This window comes from Tychonema sp. LEGE 06208, assembly GCF_015207505.1.
Taxonomy (GTDB): Bacteria; Cyanobacteriota; Cyanobacteriia; order Cyanobacteriales; family Microcoleaceae; genus Microcoleus.
Genome location: NZ_JADEWT010000006.1, coordinates 63207 through 86084 on the forward strand (window position 1 = coordinate 63207; position 22878 = coordinate 86084).

A 22878-nucleotide genomic window follows, 5' to 3' on the forward strand; every position below is an offset into this window, starting at 1 on the left:
ATGAATATCTGTTCATACTATAATCTGTCAGAAAAAACCTAGGAAAAACCATGCAAAAAGCCAAATCGAGCGATTCTGGCTGCTGTAGTCACGACTACCACCACGATCGCAGCCATGAGAATCATAACCACGAACACGACCACAACCACGACCACGGAGATTTTAACCTGAATCAAGAATTGATTCCTGTGATATTGGTTGTTGTACTGTTTATCGGAGGTTTAATTTTTGAAGAACAACTCCACAACACGCCCTATTCTATAGGTGAATATCTGGTTTTTATCCCAGCCTATCTTTTAAGCGGATGGAATGTTTTAACCATTGCGGGGCGCAATATTCTGCGAGGTCGATTTTTTGATGAAAATTTCTTAATGACTATAGCAACACTCGGCGCTGTCGCTATTCACAAACTCCCTGAAGCAGTCGGTGTGATGTTGTTTTTCAAAATCGGAGAACTTTTTCAAGAATTTGCGATCGGGCGATCGCGTCAATCGATCCGATCGCTTTTAGAAATTCGCCCAGACAGCGCCAACCTCAAGGACAACGGCGACATCAAAAAAGTTTCGCCAGAAACCGTAGCCGTCGGCGATATTATCCTTGTCAAACCGGGAGAAAAAATTCCCTTAGACGGTGAAATTATAGATGGCAATTCTCAGATTGACACATCTGCATTAACTGGAGAATCTGTACCTCGAACCGTGAAAGTTGGAGAAACAGTTTTAGCAGGAACAATTAACCAGACAGGAGTTCTCACCGTCAAAGTTACCAAACTCTTCGGCGAATCTTCAATCTCCCGAATTCTGGAATTAGTAGAAAATGCCAGAAGCAAAAAAGCTGAAACTGAGAAATTTATCACCAAATTTGCTAGCTACTACACGCCGTTTGTAGTATTTGCATCCCTAGCAGTGGCTTTAATTCCGCCTTTGTTCATTTCAGAAGCAACTAATGCAGACAGATTTTTATGGGTTTACCGCGCCCTAGTCTTGTTAGTTATTTCCTGCCCTTGCGGATTGGTGATTAGCATTCCTCTCGGATATTTTGGGGGAATTGGCGGTGCAGCTAAGGGCGGTATTTTGGTTAAAGGCTCGACTTTTCTAGATACCCTGACAGCAGTCAAGACAGTTGTTTTGGACAAAACAGGAACTCTGACTAAAGGAGTATTTAAAGTATCACAAATTGTGCCTACAAATGGTTTTACCCAAGCAGCGTTAATGGAAATAGCCGCTAAAGTAGAATCTCAATCAAATCACCCCGTCGCGAAATCTATTATGGAAGCTTACGGCGGAAAGATAGATTCATCGGATGTTAAAGATTACGAAGAAATAGCGGGACATGGCATTCGAGCAAAAGTAAATAATCAAATTGTGCTTGCGGGAAATGACCGTTTGCTGCACCGAGAAAATATCCCTCACGATGTCTGCAATGCTGAAGGTACTGTCGTCCATTTAGCGGTAGACAACAGCTACGCTGGCTACATTTTAATTGCTGACGAGCTTAAGGAAGACGCAGTACAGGCTATTCGCGACCTCAAAAAATTAGGTGTTGAGCGCATCGTGATGCTAACAGGAGATAATCAAGCTGTAGCCGATAGTGTTGCGAAAAAGCTCGGTTTAGATTCCTATTTAGCCGAGTTATTACCCGAAGGAAAAGTCGAGGCGATCGAAAAACTGATCGGTCAATCTAAAAAAGGCGATAAAATTGTCTTTGTGGGGGACGGAATTAATGATGCACCCGTACTTGCTAGGGCTGATGTGGGCATAGCGATGGGGGGTTTGGGCTCCGATGCGGCGATCGAAACTGCCGATGTTGTAATTATGTCAGATGCACCGTCAAAGGTGGCTGAAGCAATCCAAATTGCCCGAAAAACTCACAATATTGTCTGGCAAAATATCATTTTTGCCATGTTAGTCAAAGGCATATTTATTGCTTTGGGTGCTTTTGGGTTAGCTACCATGTGGGAGGCAGTTTTTGCCGATGTTGGGGTAGCTTTAGCAGCTATTTTCAATGCGACTAGAGTTTTAAAGTAGTCGGCTGACAACTCCAGGAGGGCGGGCAATTCCTCCCTCCTTGTAGCAATTTGTAGAGGAAAGCAAATGGAAAGTCTCATCAAAATTTTGTTGGGAAGTCTAGCGATTAGTATTATTCACGCATTAATTCCCAACCACTGGATGCCCTTAATTGCCATTAGTAAGACTGAAAATTGGTCTCGCAGCGAAACTTTGCGGGCAACATTAATTACAGGAATTGCTCATACCCTCAGCATTATCCTAATTGGAATTGTCATCGGCTTATTTGGTTACAAGTTGGCTGCTACCTATGTAGAGACAGCTAAAATAATTGCGCCTTTAGTTTTATTGGTTTTAGGCATTTTCTATCTTTTGGCAGAGTTGGATAGTTCTCGCAGACACCACCACCATCACGTTGAAACAGCTAATTTAACTACCAAGCGATCGCAATTTCAAATCCTAGCTGTTTTAGGAACAGGAATGTTTTTCTCGCCTTGCATCGAAATAGAAGCCTACTTTTTTTCAGCAGGAACGATTGGTTGGAGCGGCATACTTGTAGTTTCTGTCGTCTACTTAGTGGTGACCGTTTTGGGAATGGTTTTGCTAGTAGACTTGGGAATGAAAGGAGTTAATGCTTTAGAAGAAAAGCTGCATTTTTTCGAGCACCACGAACAAGGATTAACCGGAGCAGTGTTAATAGTTTTAGGAGTTGTCGCTTATTTCATCAAAGTGTAAAATGGTTGGTAATAAACTTTAGTCTTGCAAAATATCCAGCACCGGAAAAATACTATGCGTCGTCAACGTTCTCAGCCCTGGATTCACCGCTATTCTCGTCCCATCACGGCAGGAATTGCCTCAATAGGGGCTGCGATTACTGCCTATCTAACAGTGGTCAAGTTATCCAACGGAACGGCAGTTTGTCCGATCGAAGGCTGCGATATCGTGCTTTCGAGTCCCTATGCCTATGTCTTTGGTTTGCCTCTTTCTTTGTTCGGTTTTTTGGGCTATTTGAGCATGATAGTTTTTGCCGTAGCTCCCCTACTTGTCAATCCCGCAGAACAGAAGAGTCTCCGCTCTAAGTTAGAGTCTTGGACGGGACTATTTCTGTTTGCTGGTAGCACGGCTATGACGATTTTTAGTGGCTATCTGATGTATGTACTGGCTGTTGATATCAAAGCAGCTTGTATTTACTGTATTGCCTCTGCTTTATTTGCAACTAGCTTGTTTTTCTTAGCATTAATCGGTCGCGAATGGGATGATATCGGGCAACTATTTTTTATAGGAATTCTGGTGTCTATGTTAGTGCTGATTTCCTCTCTGGCTCTTTATGCTGATGTGAATAATCTCGGTACAGCTAAGGAGACTAGCATGAATACCACAACATCTTCCGGTACTTCGGAAATTGCTTTAGCGCAGCATTTAAAAAAAGTGGGAGCTAAAATGTACGGATCTTATACCTGCTCTCACTGTCAAGCGCAGAAGGAAAGTTTTGGCAAAGAGGCGGCTCGAATTATCAATTATATCGAGTGCAATCCTCAAGGGAAAAATGCGAGGCCTGATCTTTGCCAAGCTGCGAAGATTCAGGGAACTCCCACTTGGGAAATTGACGGTAAGTTTTACCAAGGGCAAAAATCGTTGCAGGAGTTAGCTGATTTATCTGGCTATCAAGGAACTCGCGAATTTCAATTTCTCTCAAATTAGGAACGTTGATAATAGTGATTTTGGCCGATCGACCTTATCGCAGTCGATCGCCCGCACCTCAGTTCAATTCCGGTTGCACTCCTGGTGATGTTAACTGTTAACAGTCAACAGTCAACAGTCAACAGTGAATTTACTATTCCGATGAAGAGAGGATTTGAGATCGCGGTGAATCGATCGGACTTGATATGAAGCTCAATCAAACTACAAAAATAAAACCCGCACTGGCGGGTTTTATCTGAAAGTTAATTGTAAATAACTGCCAATTTCAACTATTTCTTGACACCAGGAGCCTCGTTAGCAGCAACGGGACGAGTTGAGGAAGCCGTAGTTTTCAAAAGCGCGATCGCCTGCGCGTAAACAGGATCGTCCTTAGTCGCCACCAACATCGGTTTGTTAGCTAATTTCAGCTTTTCTGCGTCGCTGACTTCGACTTTGACATCGGGAGTAACGCCCTTGTGGCTGATATCAGTACCGTTGGGAGTATAGTAGTGAGCGATCGTCACGGCCAATCCCGAACCGTCAGACAAAGAATGCACCGACTGCACCAAAGCTTTGCCAAAAGTTTGGGTGCCCATCACAGTTGCGCGCTTGTTGTCCTTGAGAGCACCGGCCAAAATCTCGCTGGCGCTGGCCGAGTTGTCGTCCACGAGCACCACCAAAGGCTTGTCAGTGATCGCAGTGCGGTTTGTCCGCATTTCCTGAGAATCGCCCACCCGATCGACTGTACGGACGATCGCCCCTGTATCCATCCACATCCGGGCAATATCGATGCTCACCCGCAGCAACCCGCCGGGATTCCCCCGCAAATCCAACACAAAAGCGTCAGCTTTTTGAGCCGAGAGCTTTTTAATCGCCGCCTCCATTTGTTCGCCCGCGTGGGAACTAAACTCTTGCAAGCGGATGTAACCGACTTTCTCGCCCCCTTCATCCTTGAGGCTGTAGCGAACCGCAGCTACCTCAATTCTCGCCCTAGTCAGAGTGATATCAAACTCGCTTTTGCCCTGACGAGCCATCCGCAGCGAGACTTTCGTGCCTTCGGAGCCCCGAATTATCTGAGCCGCATCCGAGACAGTCATGTCCTTGGTAGTTTTGCCATCAATCGCCAAAATCGTATCGCCCGCTTGAATCCCTGCTTTCAGGGCCGGGGAATTTTCCATCGGTTCGACTACCGTAATCGCTTTCGTTTTCTCGTCTTGTTCCAGCCTCATCCCCACCCCTGTGAGTTCCCCAGAGGTTTGATTCGTCAGCGCTTCGTACTGCTTTGGATCCATGAAGCGCGTGTAGGGGTCGTTTAATTTCTCTAGGGCTTTGCGGAGCGCGGTGTAGGCAGCTTCGCGAGAGGTATAATTTTTGCTCAGCAACTCTTGGCGGGCCACTTGCCAATCAGTCTTGTTAAAGCTGCCATCGACGTATTCTCGGTTCACAATTTGCCAAGCTTCGTCTAAGACAGCTTTGGGGCTATCTTGAAGCTCGGCGCGGACTGATTGACTCAGGCCAGGAACGAGTAAAGATATCGAAGCGGTTGCGGCCATCGCCCCAGTGAACAGGGCTGCCTGTAACAGAGAAAAGCGTTTGCGGGCTTGATTCATTGAATTATGGCTCAATTCGATTTTAGATTTTTGATTTGAGATTTTATATTGCTAAAAAATCTCAAACTACCATTTAAACTATTGTGTGGAGGCTCTACCATCCCTTTGGATAGTTTAACGAGATTCATCGCCGATCGCCAACCAATCATTACTCTATTTTAATAAACTTAATTTTAAACTTGGATTTGAAGGTGCCGTGGAAGCTAAAATCGAACAATTTTCGCGCAATAAGTGGTTGAGCCTGCTCATTAATGGAGCCATCGGCTCTGCAGCGCTGGCGGGAGTGATTACCATGCAGTCGAGCGGGCAATTGGGAGGAATGCCCGCAGCTAGCGTTCAGGGCCAAAAGCCTGTCTCTGCAATGTCTGCCACCGATTTCAAGCAAGCCTCCCAGCAAGAAGCCCTGCGGCTGAAAATGCTCAAAACACTTCCTAGTTTTGGGTTTGACAATTTAATGGCCGACTGGACATTTCTGAAATTTTTGCAGTATTTTGGCGACGATGAAGCCCGAGACGTAACGGGCTACAATCTCAGCGAAGATTATTTTGACATAATTACGCGGCGCGACCCCAAGTGGGCTGACATCTACCTATTTTTGTCCACAGCCGTTTCTTTTTATCAGGGAAAGCCGGAAACTGCTGTTAAGTTGATAGAGCGCGGTACTAACGCCCTTTCGCGGCAAAATCATCCCCAAGCGTGGATTGTGTGGCGAACCAAAGGTATTGATGAGTTGCTGTTGTTGGGCGATATTCCCGACTCAATTCACTCTCACGAAATGGCCGCTGATTGGGTAGAAAACACAGCCGACGGCCCGAAATTAGCACCCATTTTTCGAGCCACTGCTGACTTTTTGCGCCGAGATCCCGATAGCGTGCCGGTGCGGTTTAACGCTTGGAGCACGGTTTATTATCAAACAACCGATAAGTTGGTGCGGCAAAGGGCGAAACAAGCTCTTGTCAAGTTGGGAGCTCAGGTAAAAAAAGATAAAGATGGAAACGAGAGTTTTATTTTGCCGCCCAGAAAGTAGTTGATTGTTGACTGTTGACTGATGACTGTTGACTGTTGACTGTTGACTGTTGACTGTTGACTGATGACTGTTGACTGTTGACTGTTGACTGATGACTGATGACTGATGACTGATGACTGATGACTGTTGACTGATGACTGATGACTGATGACTGTTGACTGTTGACTGATGACTGTAATTCTCAAATCTCAAATCTCAAATCAGCTTGAGTTAATTCGCGCCATTCACCGGGTTTCAGGTCATTTAGTTGCAAATGCCCGATCGCACTTCTCACCAGCCGCAGCGTCGGAAACCCTACTGCTGCGGTCATCCGGCGCACTTGGCGGTTGCGGCCTTCTGTGAGGGTCATTTCCAGCCAAGCTGTCGGAATGTTTTTGCGAAATCGAATCGGGGGCTGGCGGGGCGGCAATTGGGGTTCTGCTGATAATAATTGCACTTTTGCCGATCGAGTCCGATAATCTTGAATTGTGACACCAGTTTGCAAAAGGGCGATCGCGCCTGCATCTGGAACCCGTTCCACCTGAACCAAATAAGTGCGAGGATGAGCGAATTTCGGATCGCTGAGGCGGTGCTGCATTTGTCCGTCATCCGTTAACAGCAACAAACCTTCGCTATCGCGATCGAGCCTTCCCACCGCATAAACATCAGGAATCGGAATATAATCCTTCAGAGTTCTGCGTTTAACTTCCCCTGAATTATCAGTGAATTGAGTTAAAACATCATAGGGTTTGTAAAATAGAATGTAACGATAAGGCATGACCAATTAACGATTAAAAATGTACAAACAGTGCGAGCATAAACAATATAAATCCGTAAAAAACCACTTTCTATCTCTCTTGCCTCCCTTCTCTGCGCCCTCTGCGCCCTCTGCGGTTAAAAAAAAATCTTATTAACCAACGATTCCAACCAGCTATAAAATCTTCTGCCTTTAACAGCCTCGCAAATCTCAACTACCCAATTTTACCATGCCCGAAGCCACACACCGCGTTTGTATCGTCCTAGGAACTCGCCCGGAAGCGATCAAACTAGCCGCTGTAATTCAACTGTTCAAAAATTCACCAATCTTTGACACCCAAGTAATTTTAACCGGTCAGCACCGAGAAATGGTCGAGCAAGTAATGCAAATGTTCGACCTGAAAGCCGATCGCGATTTAGCAATTATGCAGCACCAGCAAACCCTCACAGACATTACATCCCGCAGCTTGCAGGGTTTGGAAGCTTGCTTTAAGGAATTGCAGCCAGAAATCGTATTAGTGCAGGGCGATACAACAACAGCATTTGCAGCAGCTTTAGCTGCATTTTACCAGAAAATACCCGTCGGTCACGTAGAAGCCGGATTGCGAACCGACGATTTGTTCAATCCCTATCCCGAAGAAGCTAACAGGCGGTTGATATCTCAGCTCACAAGGCTGCATTTTGCCCCAACAGCGCTGGCTGCAGAGAATTTAGGGCGATCGGGCGTTTTAGGAGAAATTCACCGTACAGGCAACACAGTAATCGACGCTTTGCTATCCGTCGCCAAACGCGAACCAGAATGCAAAATTCCCAACCTAGATTGGAGCAAACACCGCACCATTTTAGCAACAGTCCACCGCCGCGAAAATTGGGGGAAACCCTTAGCAGGAATTGCGCGAGCATTCATCCAAATCTTAGATAAATTTCCCGACACAGCCTTACTCTTACCGCTGCACAAAAATCCAACTGTTCGGGAACCTTTAAAATCTCTTTTAGGCGACCATCCAAGAATCTTTTTAACCGAACCGCTGGACTACGCCGAATTAGTAGGAGCCATGCAGAGAAGTCATTTAATCCTCACAGATTCCGGCGGCTTGCAAGAAGAAGCACCGAGTTTGGGCAAGCCTGTTTTAGTATTGCGAGAAACCACAGAAAGACCAGAAGCAATTGCTGCCGGAACCGCTAAACTTGTCGGTACAAATCCTGATACAATTACCGCAGCCGCCGCAGAATTGCTCAGTGATTCTACAGCTTACGACACAATGGCAATGGCAATCAATCCCTTTGGCGACGGTTTAGCAGCCTCCCGGATTTTAAAAATAGTTGAAGACTACTTTTCTGATTAAAAACTAATCCTAAAATTGGTTTGTAGTGAAGACTTTAGTCCGCATCCATCATAAAACTAAAGTCCTCACTACAAACCAATATGATTGTGGTCATTCTTAGCAAAACGTTCTAATTCAAAATTGAATAAAGAGCACCTTAGAACTATTACCAATCTCCACCGCCGCCGTCTCCACCAGAGTCACCCCCGCCAAAGCTACCGCCGGAGTCGCTACTGCTGTAATCGCTGCTACTGCTGTAATCGCTGCTACTACTACTACTACTACTGCTACTATTAGCAGAGGATCTAGTCAACCAAATTATCCATCCTATAAATAAAAAACTTAAGAAAAATCTCAACTGCTCACCTGTGGAGCCACTATTCTTAACAACTGGTGATTCTGCAGGTATTGGCGACGGTTTCACCCCTTGAGATTGTACGATGGGAGCTAAAGGCAGCGCGTTTTGAGATTGCACATTTGCGATCGGAGTTTGTAAAACATTTACTAATGCCTTTGTCCCCGCCAATGTACCCCCGTTAAAGTCCTGCTGTTTAAATCTGGGCGTAATTTCGGTTTTAATAATTCCCACTACTCGCGCATCGGGTAAAATACTTTGAATGCCAGAACCTGTTTTAATTTGAACGCGGCGTTCACCCGACGAAATCAACAACAAAACTCCGTTATTTGTACCTTTTTTGCCAATTCCCCAAAAGTTAAATAATTGTGTAGCAAATGCTTTTGGTGTCGCAGATGGTTTAGTATCAGGCACTGTCACAACAGCAATTTCCGAGCCGTTTTTTGCCTCCAACTCTGCAATCATCTGATTTAGCTGAGTTTCTGTGCTGTCACTGAGAATATTGGCTTTATCTGTTACCCAAGTGTGATTTTGGCGTGGATTCGGTACTTCTTGTACTGTTATAGCTGGACTCGTTAGGGGAAATACAATTGCCGAGAAGCACAGCAAACTGCTAAAAATTATTTGTTTTTTGCTAGATTGTAATTGCATCGTTTCAGTCTCCTGAATAAGTGCCAATCAAAAAAAATAAATAGATATGTCCGCCTAATTACAATTAAATAACCAGCTCGCTCTCGCGTCAATTCATATTATTCAGAAGTTAGATTCATAAAAGTCATATTTTTAGTAGGGACACGGCAGTGCCGTGTCCCTACAGAAAATCATTTAGGATTGCTATAGACGCACGGGCGGCCAGAAACCGGGTTTTTAACCAAAATAATTGCTCACAACCCTGAATTTCGGTTCAAAAACCCGGTTTCTTAGTGGGCGAGTGCGATCGCCAACTAATTTAGATATATTTAAGGAGAAGGAAGTTGTGGCACAAAATTGCTGCTGCCTTTATAACCGGATAAAAGAGCAAGTTTTTCCAAAGATTGCCTGCCGGTGTAATATTTGCCCCGAATTTCCCAAGTTGGATAAGCTTGAATCTTCGCAGCTTTGCACAAATCCGGTTGAGCATTTTTCCCCCTGGGATCGCACTCAATGTAAGTAATCGCGGTAAATGCTTCTTTGCCGAAAAGTTCTTGTTGCGTGTGACAGTGAGGACACCAGTAAGCACCGTACATTTTAGCTTCGATCGTCTGCAAATGGGTTGCTAAAGCTATTTGATCCGGCGCGGATTCGCTAAGAATCGGGGGCGCTTCTGGTTCGGTAACAGGCTGTGCGGCAGGAGGTGGAGGGAGGGTTTGTGCTAAAGTTTGAGTGGATTGGTTGCTGAAGCTTAACTGTGCAATTCCTCCGTCTGCTTTGGTACTGCCGAAAATCCCCAGAGTTAGGAAAATTGCGATCGCACAAAAGTTGAATTTGCTTACTTTCATCTTGAATTTCATCTGGGATTTGCTAGGATTTCGCGAGCTTGATTCATAGCCTCTACAGCATTGTGTACCACAAAAATGTTATTTTTGCCTAAATCTTTAAAGAAAAGTTGACTTTCCCAGCTATGATTTAACAAAATAACTTGCTTGTGAGCTTTGATGGCGAGGGCAATTTCCGAAGCGGTACCCGCGCCCGTACCGCAGGCAATTATCACATCTGAAGAAAGAATATTAATGTTATTTCTGGCGTTTCCCATATCGGTGACAATGGCAATATCTACAGCTTCGGAAATGCCGCGAGTATCCTTTCCCGGAAGGATGCCGATTGTTAAACCGTTAGCTGATTTTGCACCTTTGTTGGCGGCATCCATCACGCCGAGATTTCGGCCGCCAGTTAGCAATATCCATCCAGCTTCGGCGATGAGTTGTCCGAGTTGATAGGCGTTTTCTAAGTCGGTTGATGTGGCACTTTCGCCTGGGCCCATGATGCCGATGATAGTTTTCTTCATGGTTTATGGTTGAGTATCTGGTTGGGAAGAATGTGTGTTATTTTTTCATTAAACAGGTCAAAGAAAATAAGTATCGCTAAAAGTCCCGAAACCAAGCTGATAGAAAAAATTCGTAGCTTACCGCCGGATAAAATTATCTATCGCCTTTTTGATTGTATAACGGGCGCTCGCACTTTTGTTGTTTCTGAACAATAGGGTTTATGCTGCTTCCATTTGTAATCGACGTTCTACTTGTTCCTATTCATTTTCTAATAGCCAGAGTTTAGCTTCTTCATAACTTGAACTGGCAAACACGATTTGATGATTTTGAGCAGGATCGTAGATAGAGCTATTACCTGAATAGTCACCTTGATAGTTTGTATCGCGCGAAGGTGCAGAAATTTTGAGTGCATAATTTGTTGCACCCAAGTTATCGATGCTAAATGTACCGGAATTTGTGCCGTCGGTGGCGATGTCTTTGACGACTTTTCCTTCACTGTCAAGCAGTTGCATCCCCACCACGGAAGTGAAACCTTCGGCGGTGACACGGAAACTTCCTGTATTCAGTCGATTGAAGCGATAGGTATCGATGGGGTCTGTTTTGCCCGCAAAGTCGATCGAGAAATAGTTGTCGTTAAGATTGCCGATAGAAGTAGTAGACATGGCGCACCTCGATTAATCCGATAATTTGGGCTGACATTTATCTATCTGGAGTGCGTCGGAGTTTTTATGCGAAATTTATATTTGTGTAATATAACTTTATATAGAAGGTGCGATCGCCCGTAGGAGATCGCACTGTTAGACATCAGACTTACCCTAGACAACCGGCTGCTGATTTTTTGCATCCCAGTAGAACAAAAACAAAACTATGATGGGCAATGCAGAAAGAATACTCGCAATACACTGGTAGATTAATTCGATTCCAAAGTTATCATGTTGTCCAATTAATGATAGCGGTAAATACAAAATCCAAGACACAATCATCGAAGCAATAAACAATCCAAGATAGGTCAGAATCATCGTCCAAAATATCTTCCATCTTTTCCCTTGAGTCAAATTCGCACTCATTTTTTGAGCCTTCGAGCCTTCTACACCTTCCAGCACCACAGCGGCATCAATTAGTGCATAGCGCAATGCTAAGATGACACCTGGAACGATGAAAACAATTACACCACCTAGCACAATCAATCCAGTGACAAAACGAGTTCCGAACAGCTTGAAACACTTTCGTGCTGCGTGGGTCATGGACTCACGATAAGTTGGATGAAGTCCCCGCTTCAACTGAGCAAGTGCATGAAGTAATGCACCCACGTACAGCGTACCAAACGAGCCTTCAATGAATTGCGACATTCGCAACTCTTGAATGGTTATACGCAACTCGTCTCCGCCAGTCATCCCTGGAAAAACGTACAGGCGCAAATATATCAACAGAATTGACCCCGGCAACCATACTGTTAGCACTATCAAACTAAACAGCACAAAGTTTGATGCGAACAATGCAAGAGCTTCACGGATTTTTTGAATCATAAAGTGTAGGGTCTACATTATGAATAAATTTTTATATGACAATTTAAATTTTGAGGTGCTTTCAGACTAGCTTGCAAGGGTTATTTTGTCAAGTAAATAAACTGAATTTTTGGCGAGAGTCGTCGATCGCTTTAATCTTCACTGCTACTATTTTTTTGCTTTCACTTGAGTATTTTTGGAACCCGCTTTTTATTTCTCAGCTTCACGATTCTGAGTAAGTGTAAGTTTTGTTTCACGAGCGTTAAACTTAACTTACACTTGATATTGAGGAACTTATCAAAAAATATCTCCAACAATCATCCCCGCCAAAATCACAAAACCCACCCAAACATTTTGGCGGAAAATTTGACCGTAAACGGGATTCGGAATGTCGGTCTTTCGCAGTTGATTGTACTGCAAAACCCACAAAATCGCTGCCGCACAAATTGCGATCCAAAAACCAATATGCAACTGTAAATTAATCCCCATTGCTGCTAACAAACCGACAGTCCCTACAAAGAAAAAACCCACAGCATTAGCGGCATGATCCCCGAAAAATATCGCGCTGGAATTCACACCCAAACGCAAATCATCTTCTCTGTCGCTCATCGCGTAAACTGTGTCAAATCCCATCGTCCAAAACACGACGGCTCCCCACAGCAGCCAAGTTGCTATTTCTAATTGATTGACAGCCGCGCTCCAACTAATTAATACGGCAAATCCCCAGGCTATTGATAATACTAATTGGGGTACTGGAAAGAATCTTTTTGCTAGGGGATAGCAGATAATTACTGGTACGGCGGCAACGCACAGCCAGAAGCTTAAAGGATTGAGATAAAATGCAAGAATGGCGGCGCTTGCTAAGGAAATTAAGGCAACTCCTATTCCTGTTTGTACGGTGAGGGCGCGGGATGCTAGGGGGCGCGATCGCGTTCTTTCGACTTCGGGATCGATATCGCGATCCCACAAGTCGTTGATCGCGCATCCCGCCGCACTCGTGGCTAAGGTGCCCAACACGATCGCGCCTACCAACGCTACTGGTGGCTTACCCTGTGCTGCTAAAAACACGGCCCAGAGGGCTGGTATCATTAAAATCAGCCTTCCTGCTGGTTTGTCCCACCTCAAAAGCCTTATGATGGTTAGTAATTTGGATTCGGTTGGGCGATCGGACTCTTGAAGCATTTTAATTCTAGATTTTAGATTTTTAACATTAAATGTTATCAAATTTTAGGCAAAATCACCTAATATAGCGGTTCTCAAAAAAGTGATGTATGTCCCCATGCCCGATGTCCGATGCCCCATGCCCGATGCCCTAATTCCCAATTTTTGCTGATTTCATAGGATGCCTAACTGGATTCGTGAAATAATCATAATATCTATCAACCCCCATACACTCCAATGGTTAATTCAAGTGCTTCTGCGGAGTCAAACCGCATTATTGCTGCTATTGATATGGGTACTAACTCGTTTCACATGGTGGTGGCGCGGATCGAGCCGAAATTACCCGCCTTTGCGATTATTGCTAGAGAAAAAGATACGGTTCGGTTAGGCGATTCCGAAGCAAAAACAGGCTGTTTAAAGGCTGAGGTTATGGAAAGGGCGATCGCCACTCTGAGCCGTTTTCTAGACATTGCTAAAACTTTCAACGCCGAACAAATTATCGCTGTGGCTACGAGTGCGATTCGAGAAGCTCCTAACGGGCGGGATTTTCTCAAACGAGTTGCTGACGAATTAGACCTGAATGTTAGCTTAATTTCCGGTCAGGAAGAAGCGCGGAGAATTTATCTCGGCGTGCTTTCGGGTATGGAATTCAACAATCAGTCCCAGGTAATTATTGATATTGGGGGCGGTTCTACCGAGTTAATTTTAGGAGATAGCTCGGAACCTCGCTGTCTCACCAGTACCAAAATCGGTGCTGTGCGCTTAACAAAAGAATTTGTTAAAACTGACCCGATTAGCAGAGAGGAGTTTGCCTATTTGCAAGCTTATATTCGGATTTCGATCGAAAGACCGATCGACGAATTGCGAGATCAATTCAAGGCTGGCGAAACTCTGCGTTTAATTGGTACCGCTGGAACCATCGAAACTCTAGCAGCCATTAACGCTCGCGAAAAGCTGGGAACAGTTCCGAGTCCGTTGACAGGCTATCAATTAAGTCTAAAGGATTTGCGCGATTTAGTCAACCGTTTCCGCAAACTTTCTTACTCAGAAAGACTGGCAATTCCGGGAATGTCGGACAAGCGGGCAGAAATTATTCTCGCCGGCGCTTTGATTTTGCAGGAAGCCATGACACTATTAGGAATGGAATCGATCACTGTGTGCGATCGGTCTCTGAGAGAAGGTGTCATTGTTGACTGGATGCTGAGTCACGGTTTAATAGAAAACCGCTTGCGCTATCAAGGTTCAATCCGCCAGCGCAGCATTCTGCTGATGGCTGAAAAATATCAAGTCAATACAGAACAAAGCGAAAGAACCGCAGAATTTTCCCTCAAATTGTTCGACCAAACCCAAGGAATTTTACACAATTGGGGAACCGAAGAACGGGAGTTGCTGTGGGCCGCCGCGATTCTGCACAATTGCGGTTTGTACGTCAGTCATTCGGCGCACCACAAACATTCTTACTATTTAATTCGCAATGGTGAGTTATTGGGCTACACTGAAACAGAGATTGAAGTAATTGCTAATCTGGCTCGCTATCACCGGAAAAGCCCCCCGAAAAAGAAACATGAGAATTTTATAAACCTCCCCAAAAACTACCGAGAAATCGTTAGTAAACTTCATCCTTTTCTGCGGCTGGCTGTAGCTTTGGACAGGCGGCAAATAGGCGCAATTGCTAATTTCAAAAGCGAACACCGCCCCGAACTTCGAGAGTTTCACTTGCGGCTTCAACCGCTCGACTCCGAGGACGATTGCGCTTTGGAAATGTGGAGTTTAGATTACAAAAAACCGTGTTTTGAAGATGAGTACAATCTCAAATTGATAGCAACTTTGGAGGGAATATGCGGTTAAAATTCATGAGTCATTAGTTATTGGTTATTGGTTATTGGTTATTGGTTATTGGTTATTGGTTATTGGTTATTGGTTACTTGCTACGAATTTCCAATCCCTCCGCAACGCTAGAGCCCAATTCTCAATTCCCAATAACAACTAACAAATAACAGCTAACAGCTAACAGTTAACAGTCAACAGTCAACAGTCAACAGTCATTAGTCAACAGTCAACAATCAAATACAAAAATGTCAAATCCCTTGCTTTCCCTCAACTACGAACCAGCCCTCGAATCCCTCGGCGGCGACTATTTTGATGAAGTCCCCGCAGCCGATTTTCCCCAGCACATCCTCCGTTTCCGCAACGACAAATTATTGCCAGTATTGGGTTTAGATCCCGCACAAGTAACCGACCAACATTTCATCGAAGCCTTCGGTAAATTTCACTGCGTGCGTCCCTTTCTCGCACTCCGCTACCACGGCTATCAATTCAACGAATACAACCCGAATTTAGGTGACGGTAGAGGCTTTTTGTACGGTCAAGTTCGCGGTACTGACGGCAGACTTTATGACTTCGGGACTAAAGGTTCCGGTCGCACTCCCTACTCGCGCCACGCTGATGGTAGACTCACTCTCAAAGGGGGAGTTCGCGAAGTTTTAGCCGCCGAAGCTTTGCACAGATTGGGAGTTCGGACATCTCGCTGTTTTAGTTTAGTTGAAACTGGGGATGCTTTGTGGCGGGGCGACGAACCCTCTCCCACGCGATCGTCCGTAATGGTGCGTTTTAGCCACTCTCACATCCGTTTTGGCACGTTTGAAAGACTACATTATATCCGCCGCCCGGATTTAACTAAAAAACTTTTAGATTTTGTAATTGAATATTACTATCCAGAACTGCATTTAGCAGCTAGCAATTCTGCTACTTCTTCCGAAGAAAAGTATGCGCTATTTTATGCAGAATTAGTCAAACGTGTCGCCGAATTGGTTGCTCAGTGGATGGCGGCTGGTTTTTGTCACGCGGTGCTAAATACTGATAATATGTCGATTACTGGAGAAAGTTTTGATTACGGGCCGTTTGCTTTTATTCCAACTTACAAGCCGGAATTTACAGCAGCTTATTTCGATCACTACGGTCTTTATTGTTACGGAAATCAACCGTTTATTTGCAAGGGGAATTTAGAGAAGCTTCAGCAACCGCTAGCAGCGGCAATTCCTCAAGCTGATATGGATGCTGGTTTGGCAAAGTTTGGCGATTATTATAATGCAGCTTACCGCAAGTTGATGCTGAATAGATTGGGATTTGAGGATTTGCCAGAAGCTGATGGTGATGAGCTTTTGAAGCTGACAATTAAGATGCTGGCGGAGTCTCAAGTTGATTATCACGATTTCTTTTGGGAATTGCGCCGACAGTTCGATCGCACTTGGCGAGATGATGCTAGTCTAATCTTTAGCGAGGCGGAACCTGCGGAGTTGTTAGCACATTGGCGGGAGTTTTATTGTCACGTTTTGCAAAGTTTGTCGGCGGACGATATGGATGAGATGGCCCAGAGGTTGCGCCAGCACAATCCCGAACAATCGCTGTTGAGGCCGACGATTGAGGCTATTTGGGAACCCATCGCTCTTGAGGATAATTGGCAACCGTTTTATGATTTGGTTGAGCGAATTCAAAATTCTTAAAGGGAATTGGGCGAGCGCGAAGCGGAGGGATGGGGCATTGTTGACTATTAAGCTGTCGCGCAAATAAACATTGCATATTCAGGGCGGGCAGGATGCCTGCCCCACAAGAGTTTTACTGTTTTTTGACATACAGTTTCAATGCCGCACAACTAACAACTAACAACTGACAAATGAGGGCGGGCACGCACCATCCACCGCCCCTACCAACTAACAACTAACAACTAACAACTAACAACTAACAACTAACAACTAACAACTAACAACTAACAACTAACAACTAACAACTAACAACTAACAACTAACAACTGACAACTGACAACTAGCTACTTGATTTTTTCAATCTCAAATTGTGTGTCTTTGTAACCGCCGGTAAGTCCTTGATCGAGAAAGATTTTGCCCGCTTTTTCTAAGTCGCTAATTGCTCCTGCTTTGTCTCCCAAGGAGCGGCGAACCATTCCTCTACCGTAGTAAGCTGCTGCATAATTCGGATTCAGCCGAATTGCTTGCACATAATCGCCGATCGCACTATTGTAATTATTTAACTGCTGGTAAACCTTCGCCCGATTGGCGTAAGCTTCCGCATCGTTGGGATTGAGGCCAATTGCAGCAGTAAAATCTGCGATCGCCCCCTGGCTATCTCCCCCTGCGTTGCGAGCCAAACCGCGATTGCTCAAAGCATTATAATTGTTCGGATTTAGTGTCACCGCTTGGGTGCAATCGGCAATTGCTTTCGGATAATCCTTCAAATTTAAATAAGCAATGCAGCGATTGTTGTAAGGAACCCCATCTTCATCGCTCAGCGAAATCGCCTGAGTGCAATCGTCAATCGCCGCTTGATACGCTCCCAAATTCAACTGCGTGCTGCAACGATTAGTGTAAGCATCTCCACTCTTGGGATCGATCGCAATTACCTGAGAATAATCCGCCAAAGCTCCCTGATAATCTCCTAGGTGAAAGCGAGCTCTCCCCCGACTGTAGAAAGCATCAACATTCTGAGCGTCGAGTTTAATTGCTTCAGTATAATCTCCGATCGCCCCCTGCAAATCTCCGCTCCCGGCGCGAGCCAGCCCCCGCGAATGATAAGCTTTAACAAGCTTCGGCTGCAACCGAATTGCTTCAGTAAAATCCTGAATAGCCATATTGTAATCTTGTAGTTCTAAATAGGTAATTCCTCTTTCATAATAGGTATCAACATCGTTGGGTTGGAGCTTCAAAACCTGAGTATAATCCTCAATCGCCCCGCGCCTGTCGTTAAAATCGTTGCGGGCTAATCCCCGGTTAAAATAAGCCTTAAAATATTTAGGATTGAGAGCGATCGCCTGAGAATAATCGGCAATTGCTTCTTGATATTTTTTTAAATCGTAATTAGCATTACCCCGCAGATAAAAACTATCAGCATTGTTAGGATTTAATTGAATTGACTTGTTGAAAGCCTGCAAAGCCGCCTCCGCATCTTGATTGCGAGACTTTTCTACTCCCTGTTCGTAATATTCCTTAGCTTTAATCGGATTCGGGCGGCTGCAATAACTCAACAGAAATACCAGAGATATCGCCCCTAATCCAGCCAAAATCAGCCACCAAAACCGAGGGCCAAAACGTGATGCAAAACTATCAACAGACCCTAAACTAGGAGCCCTACTTTTCTGTTGAGCTGTATGAGGTTCTTGGCGGTGCGTCAGCTTGCTGAGAGCGGCCAAAACGTCCTCAGCCGATTGATAGCGTTTGCCAAATTGGTGACAGACCATTTTGTCAATTATATTTGCCAATCCCGGAGAACATTGAGCTCGGTTGCGCCAAACAATTTCCCCGGTGTGAGAAGGACTCGGATCTTGCAATTTTGGCAAATCGGTACCGGGTAAACCAGTGATAGCTTGGATTGCCATCATCCCTACGGCATAGAGATCGCTGCTAAATTGGGGGTTGCCTTGAAATTGCTCGATCGGCATATAAGCCGGAGTCCCCGTCGCAATGGTGCGCGGAAATTCTGTATCGAAATCGATGACGTGATTCGCAACTTCTTTAACTGAACCGAAGTCAATTAAAACTAATTTGCTATCTGGTTTGCGGCGGATTAAGTTGGAGGGATTAACGTCGCGGTGAATCACTCCCTGAGAGTGTACGAAGGCGAGAAGTTGTAATATTTCTTCCAACAACGACAGCACTCGTTCTTCCCGCCAAGGTTGACCGGCAACAATTTCCCGATTTAGGGCGTGTCCGGGAACAAACTCTTCTACCAGGTAGAATTGATTGCTTTCTTCAAAATAAGCGAGTAAAAATGGAATTTGATCGTGTTTTCCTAGCTTTTCTAATATTTCGGCTTCTTGTTTAAATAAGCGGTAAGCTGTTTTGAGAACTGCGGAAGTGTTGCTGGGAGGACGAAGTTGTTTTACTACACATTGAGGGTGGCCAGGTCGGCGAGTATCGACAGCTAAATAAGTTTGTCCAAAAGCTCCTGAACTGAGAATTTGCACTACGCGATAACGCCTATCTAAAAGTTGACCAACCATGTTCATATCGATATTTGATAATTGGTAATTGGGATTTGAAAATTGGGAGTTTATCGCGGGAAATTGGTAATTTGGAGTTGGCAATTGGGAATTGGTGATTGGTGATTTTCCCTTTTTCTTTTTTTCTGCCTCATTCTTCATTGTTCGTTCCTGATGACTAATGACTGTTAACTTTTAGCTGTTAGCTGTTAGCTGTTAGTTGTTAATTGTTAGTTGTTAGCTGTTAGTTGTTAATTGTTAGTTGTTATTGGGGATTGAGAATTGGGCTCTAGCGAAGCGGAGGGATTGGAAATTCGTAGCAAGTAACCAATAACCAATAACCAATAACCAATAACCAATAACCAATAACCAATAACCAATAACCAATAACCAATAACCAATAACCAATTCCCCACAACTAATGACTAATGACTAATGACTAATGACTAATGACTAATGACTAATGACTAATAGTTTATTTAGGGTCGTTTATTTGTGCTTGTGCGTTTTGGAAACCATCGGCTCTTCCTTGTTCGAGAAACAGTGTTGCAGCTTTCTGAAAATCTTCGATCGCCCCAGCCCGATCTTTGAGTTGGCGGCGCACGAGGCCCCGGCTGTAAAAAGCAGTAGCATTGTTGGGGTTTAGCCGCAGCGACTGAGCGAAATCCTCAACCGCTAAAGGATAATTTTTTTGTTCTGAGTACAGGCTACCGCGATTGCTGTAAGCTACGGCATCGCTGGGATTGAGCCCAATTGCGCGGGTAAAATCTTCCACAGCCCCGAGTTTGTCTCCCGAAGCCGATCGAGCTAATCCTCGATTGCTGTATGCTTTGGGATTGTTGCTGTTAAGTCCGATCGCCAAACTGCAATCTTCAGCGGCCTTTTGAAATTGTTTTAAATTTAGATAAGCAATGCAGCGGTTGTTGTAAGCTGCTTCATCTTTGGGATCGAGATTAATTGCTCGGGTGCAATCTTCAATCGCTTTGTCGTAGGTTGCCAAATTTAAGTAAGCGCTGCACCGATTGGTATAAGCATCAGCTTGTTCTGGTTCCAATTCGATCGCCTTACTATAATCTTCCATCGCTCCTTGATAATCTGCCAGATTAAAGCGCGATCGACCGCGACTGTAGTAAACGCTAGCTTGTTTGGGGCTAATTTGAATCGCTTGGGTAAAATCTGCCATTGCTCCAGTTTTGTCGCCCGATGCCGATCGAGCTAAACCCCGATTGCTGTAAGCTACAGCATCGTTGGGAGTGAGCCGAATTGCTTGAGTGTAGTCTTCAATGGCCGTGCGGTAGTCTGCCAAATCGTAGTAGACTAAACCCCGCTGAGAGTATGCCTCACCGTCGCTCGGACTCAGCCGCAATACTTGGGTAAAATCCTCCACGGCCCCCCGCTTGTCGCCTGTGTCGAGGCGCGCCAAACCTCGATTATAGATGGCTTTGGTGTGGCTCGGATTAACTTTAATTGCTTGCGTATAATCTGCCTTTGCTTGCTCTGTCGCACCCATGTCGTAGCGAGCATTAGCCCGCTTGTAAAAAGTTTCGGCATCGCCAGCATTCAGGGCGATGGCTTGAGTATAATCGGCGATCGCGCCTGTTTTGTCACCTTGTTGTGCCTTAGCCACGCCGCGGGCGAACAATTCTTTCGCCCTCGCCGGACTTTTAATATGTCCGAAGTACATGATGACTGCTGTCAAGATCGAAGCGGAGACTATTGCAGCCAACAGCAGCAGTTTAGTAGGGCGCTGGATGGGCGGTTTACTCCTAGGCTTGGTGATGATGGTGGCTGGCGACGGAGGGGCATCCCATTTTACGGCGATTTGTTTGATGTCTGCCAAAACTTCGGCTGCTTCGTGATAGCGTTCTTCTTTGTCGGAGCGCACCATTCGATCGATAATACGTGTTAGAGTCGCCGAACAAGTTGCCCGATTGTGCCACGGAATCTCGCCTTTTTTGTTGTTTCTCAGGGCGCTGAGTTCCTTGGGTGAGAGTCCCGTTACCGCAAGCTGGGCGATCGTACCTAGAGCGTAGATGTCGCTATTGTAGTGGGGGTTGCCTTGCGATTGCTCGATCGGCACGTACAAAGCCTGCACCGCCAACTCCTGTTTTTTTCCCAAAGGCGATTTAACAGACTTCGGCGGAGTTTGCGCCCACAAATCACAATTAACAAGTTCCGGGTTAATTTCTTTGTCTAAGCTAAAGTCAACCAACACAAATTTTCCGTCTGACTCGCGCCGGATAACTCTGTCTGGTTGAATTCTGCGGTGAATAAAGCCCTTGGAATGGATGAACGCCAAAATTTCTAATATCGATGATAGCAAAGTAATTACTTCATCTTCTTGCCAAGCTTCACCCACAATCAGTTCTTGACTCAAAGGTGAACCCACAATAAATTCTTCAATTAAGTATAAACTTTGATTTTCCTCAAAATACGCCAATAATTCGGGAATTTTGTCGTGTTTACCCAATTCCTCAATTATTTCTGCGTTTCTTTGAAATATAACTTTGACTAATTCGGGAGTTTGCGAACTTGTGCCGGGAAGCCGCATTTCTCTAACCGTGCATTGCGGATACCCGGGACGGTGAGTATCTGCTGCTAAATAAGTTTTTCCCACCTCATTTGAGTCTGTGACTTTAATGATGCGGTAACGTCTGTCTAGAAGTTGACCAATCATGCTCTGCCCTCTACCCTGTCAATGTTCCATTATCGCATGAAATCAGGATAGCTCACTGTGGTGTCAAACTTTTAGCTATTGATTCCGGTGTGCCAAGCAGCCGAAGAAATAGCCAGTAGTAGGACTACAGGTGCTGGCAATTTAAAGAAAGGCTATCGCCGAAACTTTGAGCCTTGTCTGAATTTGAGCAGTCCTGGACGCAGTGTTAAAAGCCGGGATGCAGTATTTCCGTAAAAAACCAATTTCTGCGTCGAGGACTATAGCATTAAGATTAGTCCCAGTCTGCTGCCCGTATCGGTTGACTGTAAATGCAAACCCTGAACTTATAGTATAATTTAGTAACCGAGCAACAGATGACTTAAAATGAACGTACAACTGGTTGACTCCCTAATTCAAGTTATCTTATCTCTCTCCGCAGACGAGCAATTAGCGATTACGGACAAATTACTAGAAAACATCCCGTATCCTTCGACTCAGGAACTTATGCAGCTTTCTCAAAACGGTGGCTGTTTTGACTTTTTGCAGGACGAACCTGATATTTATACGATAGAAGATGGAGAACCTATTGCGTGATACTAAAAAAAGGAGATATTGTATTAGTACAATTTCCATTTACTGATTTGAGTCAGATGAAATTGCGTCCTGCTTTAGTGCTGTGTGCTATCTAAAATTCTGATGAAGTTACTGTTGGCTTTATTTCCTCTCAAAATGTTGCAAGATTAAACAATGAAGAGTTTGCCCTGAATGTGGAAGATAGAGAATTTCCAGCAACTGGATTGCGAGTATCATCTAAAGTTAGAGTAACTCGAATAGCTACCCTCCAACGCAGATTAATTATCAGACG

General features: G+C 44.8%; 19 protein-coding genes. 9 read left to right on the plus strand and 10 right to left on the minus strand.

The window, feature by feature from the left end; genetic code table 11:
* Positions 1-50: 50 nt before the first annotated feature.
* From IQ263_RS02945 to IQ263_RS02955, 3 genes are all read left to right on the plus strand, one after another.
* Complete coding sequence (locus IQ263_RS02945) at positions 51-2027, plus strand: heavy metal translocating P-type ATPase (protein ID WP_194066099.1); 1977 nt, start codon at positions 51-53, stop codon at positions 2025-2027.
* A gap of 66 nt (positions 2028-2093) precedes the next feature.
* Complete coding sequence (locus IQ263_RS02950) at positions 2094-2741, plus strand: hypothetical protein (RefSeq protein WP_194066100.1); 648 nt, start codon at positions 2094-2096, stop codon at positions 2739-2741.
* 54 nt (positions 2742-2795) lie between these two features.
* Positions 2796-3707, plus strand: coding sequence for a vitamin K epoxide reductase family protein (locus tag IQ263_RS02955; protein WP_194066101.1), 912 nt, complete (start codon positions 2796-2798; stop codon positions 3705-3707).
* Positions 3708-3976: 269 nt separating this feature from the next.
* Here IQ263_RS02955 and ctpB read toward each other — a convergent pair whose 3' ends face one another.
* Positions 3977-5296 carry a carboxyl-terminal processing protease CtpB gene (gene ctpB / locus IQ263_RS02960; RefSeq protein WP_194066102.1) on the minus strand — a complete coding sequence of 440 codons (1320 nt, stop codon included), beginning with the start codon at positions 5294-5296 and terminating at the stop codon, positions 3977-3979.
* Between the two features lie 196 nt (positions 5297-5492).
* Between ctpB and IQ263_RS02965 the strand changes: the two genes are divergently transcribed.
* On the plus strand, positions 5493-6323 hold the full coding sequence (locus tag IQ263_RS02965) for a hypothetical protein (RefSeq protein WP_194066103.1): 831 nt from the start codon (positions 5493-5495) through the stop codon (positions 6321-6323).
* A 181-nt stretch (positions 6324-6504) separates the two neighbouring features.
* Here the strand turns inward: IQ263_RS02965 and IQ263_RS02970 are convergent, their stop codons facing one another.
* Complete coding sequence (locus IQ263_RS02970; RefSeq protein ID WP_194066104.1) at positions 6505-7080, minus strand: pseudouridine synthase; 576 nt, start codon at positions 7078-7080, stop codon at positions 6505-6507.
* Positions 7081-7288: 208 nt separating this feature from the next.
* On the opposite strand from IQ263_RS02970, the gene wecB reads away from it, so the two are divergent.
* Entirely contained in the window at positions 7289-8404 is a 1116-nt protein-coding gene (wecB, locus tag IQ263_RS02975) for a non-hydrolyzing UDP-N-acetylglucosamine 2-epimerase (protein WP_194066105.1), read from the plus strand.
* Positions 8405-8549: 145 nt separating this feature from the next.
* Here the strand turns inward: wecB and IQ263_RS28150 are convergent, their stop codons facing one another.
* The 6 genes from IQ263_RS28150 to IQ263_RS03005 form a co-directional block, all read right to left on the minus strand.
* Positions 8550-9389, minus strand: coding sequence for a TPM domain-containing protein (locus IQ263_RS28150; protein ID WP_228049755.1), 840 nt, complete (start codon positions 9387-9389; stop codon positions 8550-8552).
* Positions 9390-9697: 308 nt separating this feature from the next.
* Complete coding sequence (locus tag IQ263_RS02985) at positions 9698-10216, minus strand: hypothetical protein (protein WP_228049756.1); 519 nt, start codon at positions 10214-10216, stop codon at positions 9698-9700.
* Between the two features lie 8 nt (positions 10217-10224).
* Positions 10225-10722 carry a TIGR00725 family protein gene (locus IQ263_RS02990; RefSeq protein ID WP_194066107.1) on the minus strand — a complete coding sequence of 166 codons (498 nt, stop codon included), beginning with the start codon at positions 10720-10722 and terminating at the stop codon, positions 10225-10227.
* Positions 10723-10959: 237 nt separating this feature from the next.
* Positions 10960-11364, minus strand: a complete 405-nt coding sequence (locus IQ263_RS02995) for a hypothetical protein (protein WP_194066133.1) — start codon at positions 11362-11364, stop codon at positions 10960-10962.
* Between the two features lie 153 nt (positions 11365-11517).
* On the minus strand, positions 11518-12228 hold the full coding sequence (locus IQ263_RS03000) for a DUF7847 domain-containing protein (RefSeq protein WP_194066108.1): 711 nt from the start codon (positions 12226-12228) through the stop codon (positions 11518-11520).
* A 276-nt stretch (positions 12229-12504) separates the two neighbouring features.
* Positions 12505-13389, minus strand: coding sequence for a 4-hydroxybenzoate solanesyltransferase (locus tag IQ263_RS03005; RefSeq protein WP_194066109.1), 885 nt, complete (start codon positions 13387-13389; stop codon positions 12505-12507).
* 216 nt (positions 13390-13605) lie between these two features.
* On the opposite strand from IQ263_RS03005, the gene IQ263_RS03010 reads away from it, so the two are divergent.
* The 3 genes from IQ263_RS03010 to IQ263_RS03015 all read left to right on the plus strand — a co-directional run bounded on the left by IQ263_RS03010 (position 13606) and on the right by IQ263_RS03015 (position 16871).
* Complete coding sequence (locus IQ263_RS03010) at positions 13606-15216, plus strand: Ppx/GppA phosphatase family protein (protein ID WP_194066110.1); 1611 nt, start codon at positions 13606-13608, stop codon at positions 15214-15216.
* 1 nt (position 15217) lies between these two features.
* Positions 15218-15358 (plus strand): D-galactonate transporter, encoded by a 141-nt coding sequence (locus IQ263_RS29705; protein WP_370588934.1) that lies wholly within the window; start codon positions 15218-15220, stop codon positions 15356-15358.
* 85 nt (positions 15359-15443) lie between these two features.
* Complete coding sequence (locus IQ263_RS03015) at positions 15444-16871, plus strand: protein adenylyltransferase SelO (RefSeq protein WP_194066111.1); 1428 nt, start codon at positions 15444-15446, stop codon at positions 16869-16871.
* 323 nt (positions 16872-17194) lie between these two features.
* Here the strand turns inward: IQ263_RS03015 and IQ263_RS03020 are convergent, their stop codons facing one another.
* Together IQ263_RS03020 and IQ263_RS03025 are read right to left on the minus strand one after the other, a co-directional pair.
* On the minus strand, positions 17195-19378 hold the full coding sequence (locus IQ263_RS03020) for a tetratricopeptide repeat protein (protein ID WP_370588935.1): 2184 nt from the start codon (positions 19376-19378) through the stop codon (positions 17195-17197).
* Between the two features lie 454 nt (positions 19379-19832).
* Positions 19833-22034: a tetratricopeptide repeat protein gene (locus IQ263_RS03025; RefSeq protein ID WP_194066113.1), complete on the minus strand. Its 2202-nt coding sequence runs from the start codon at positions 22032-22034 to the stop codon at positions 19833-19835.
* Between the two features lie 363 nt (positions 22035-22397).
* Here IQ263_RS03025 and IQ263_RS03030 point away from each other — a divergent pair, with 363 nt between their 5' ends.
* On the plus strand, positions 22398-22607 hold the full coding sequence (locus IQ263_RS03030; protein ID WP_194066114.1) for a hypothetical protein: 210 nt from the start codon (positions 22398-22400) through the stop codon (positions 22605-22607).
* Positions 22608-22878: the final 271 nt, after the last annotated feature.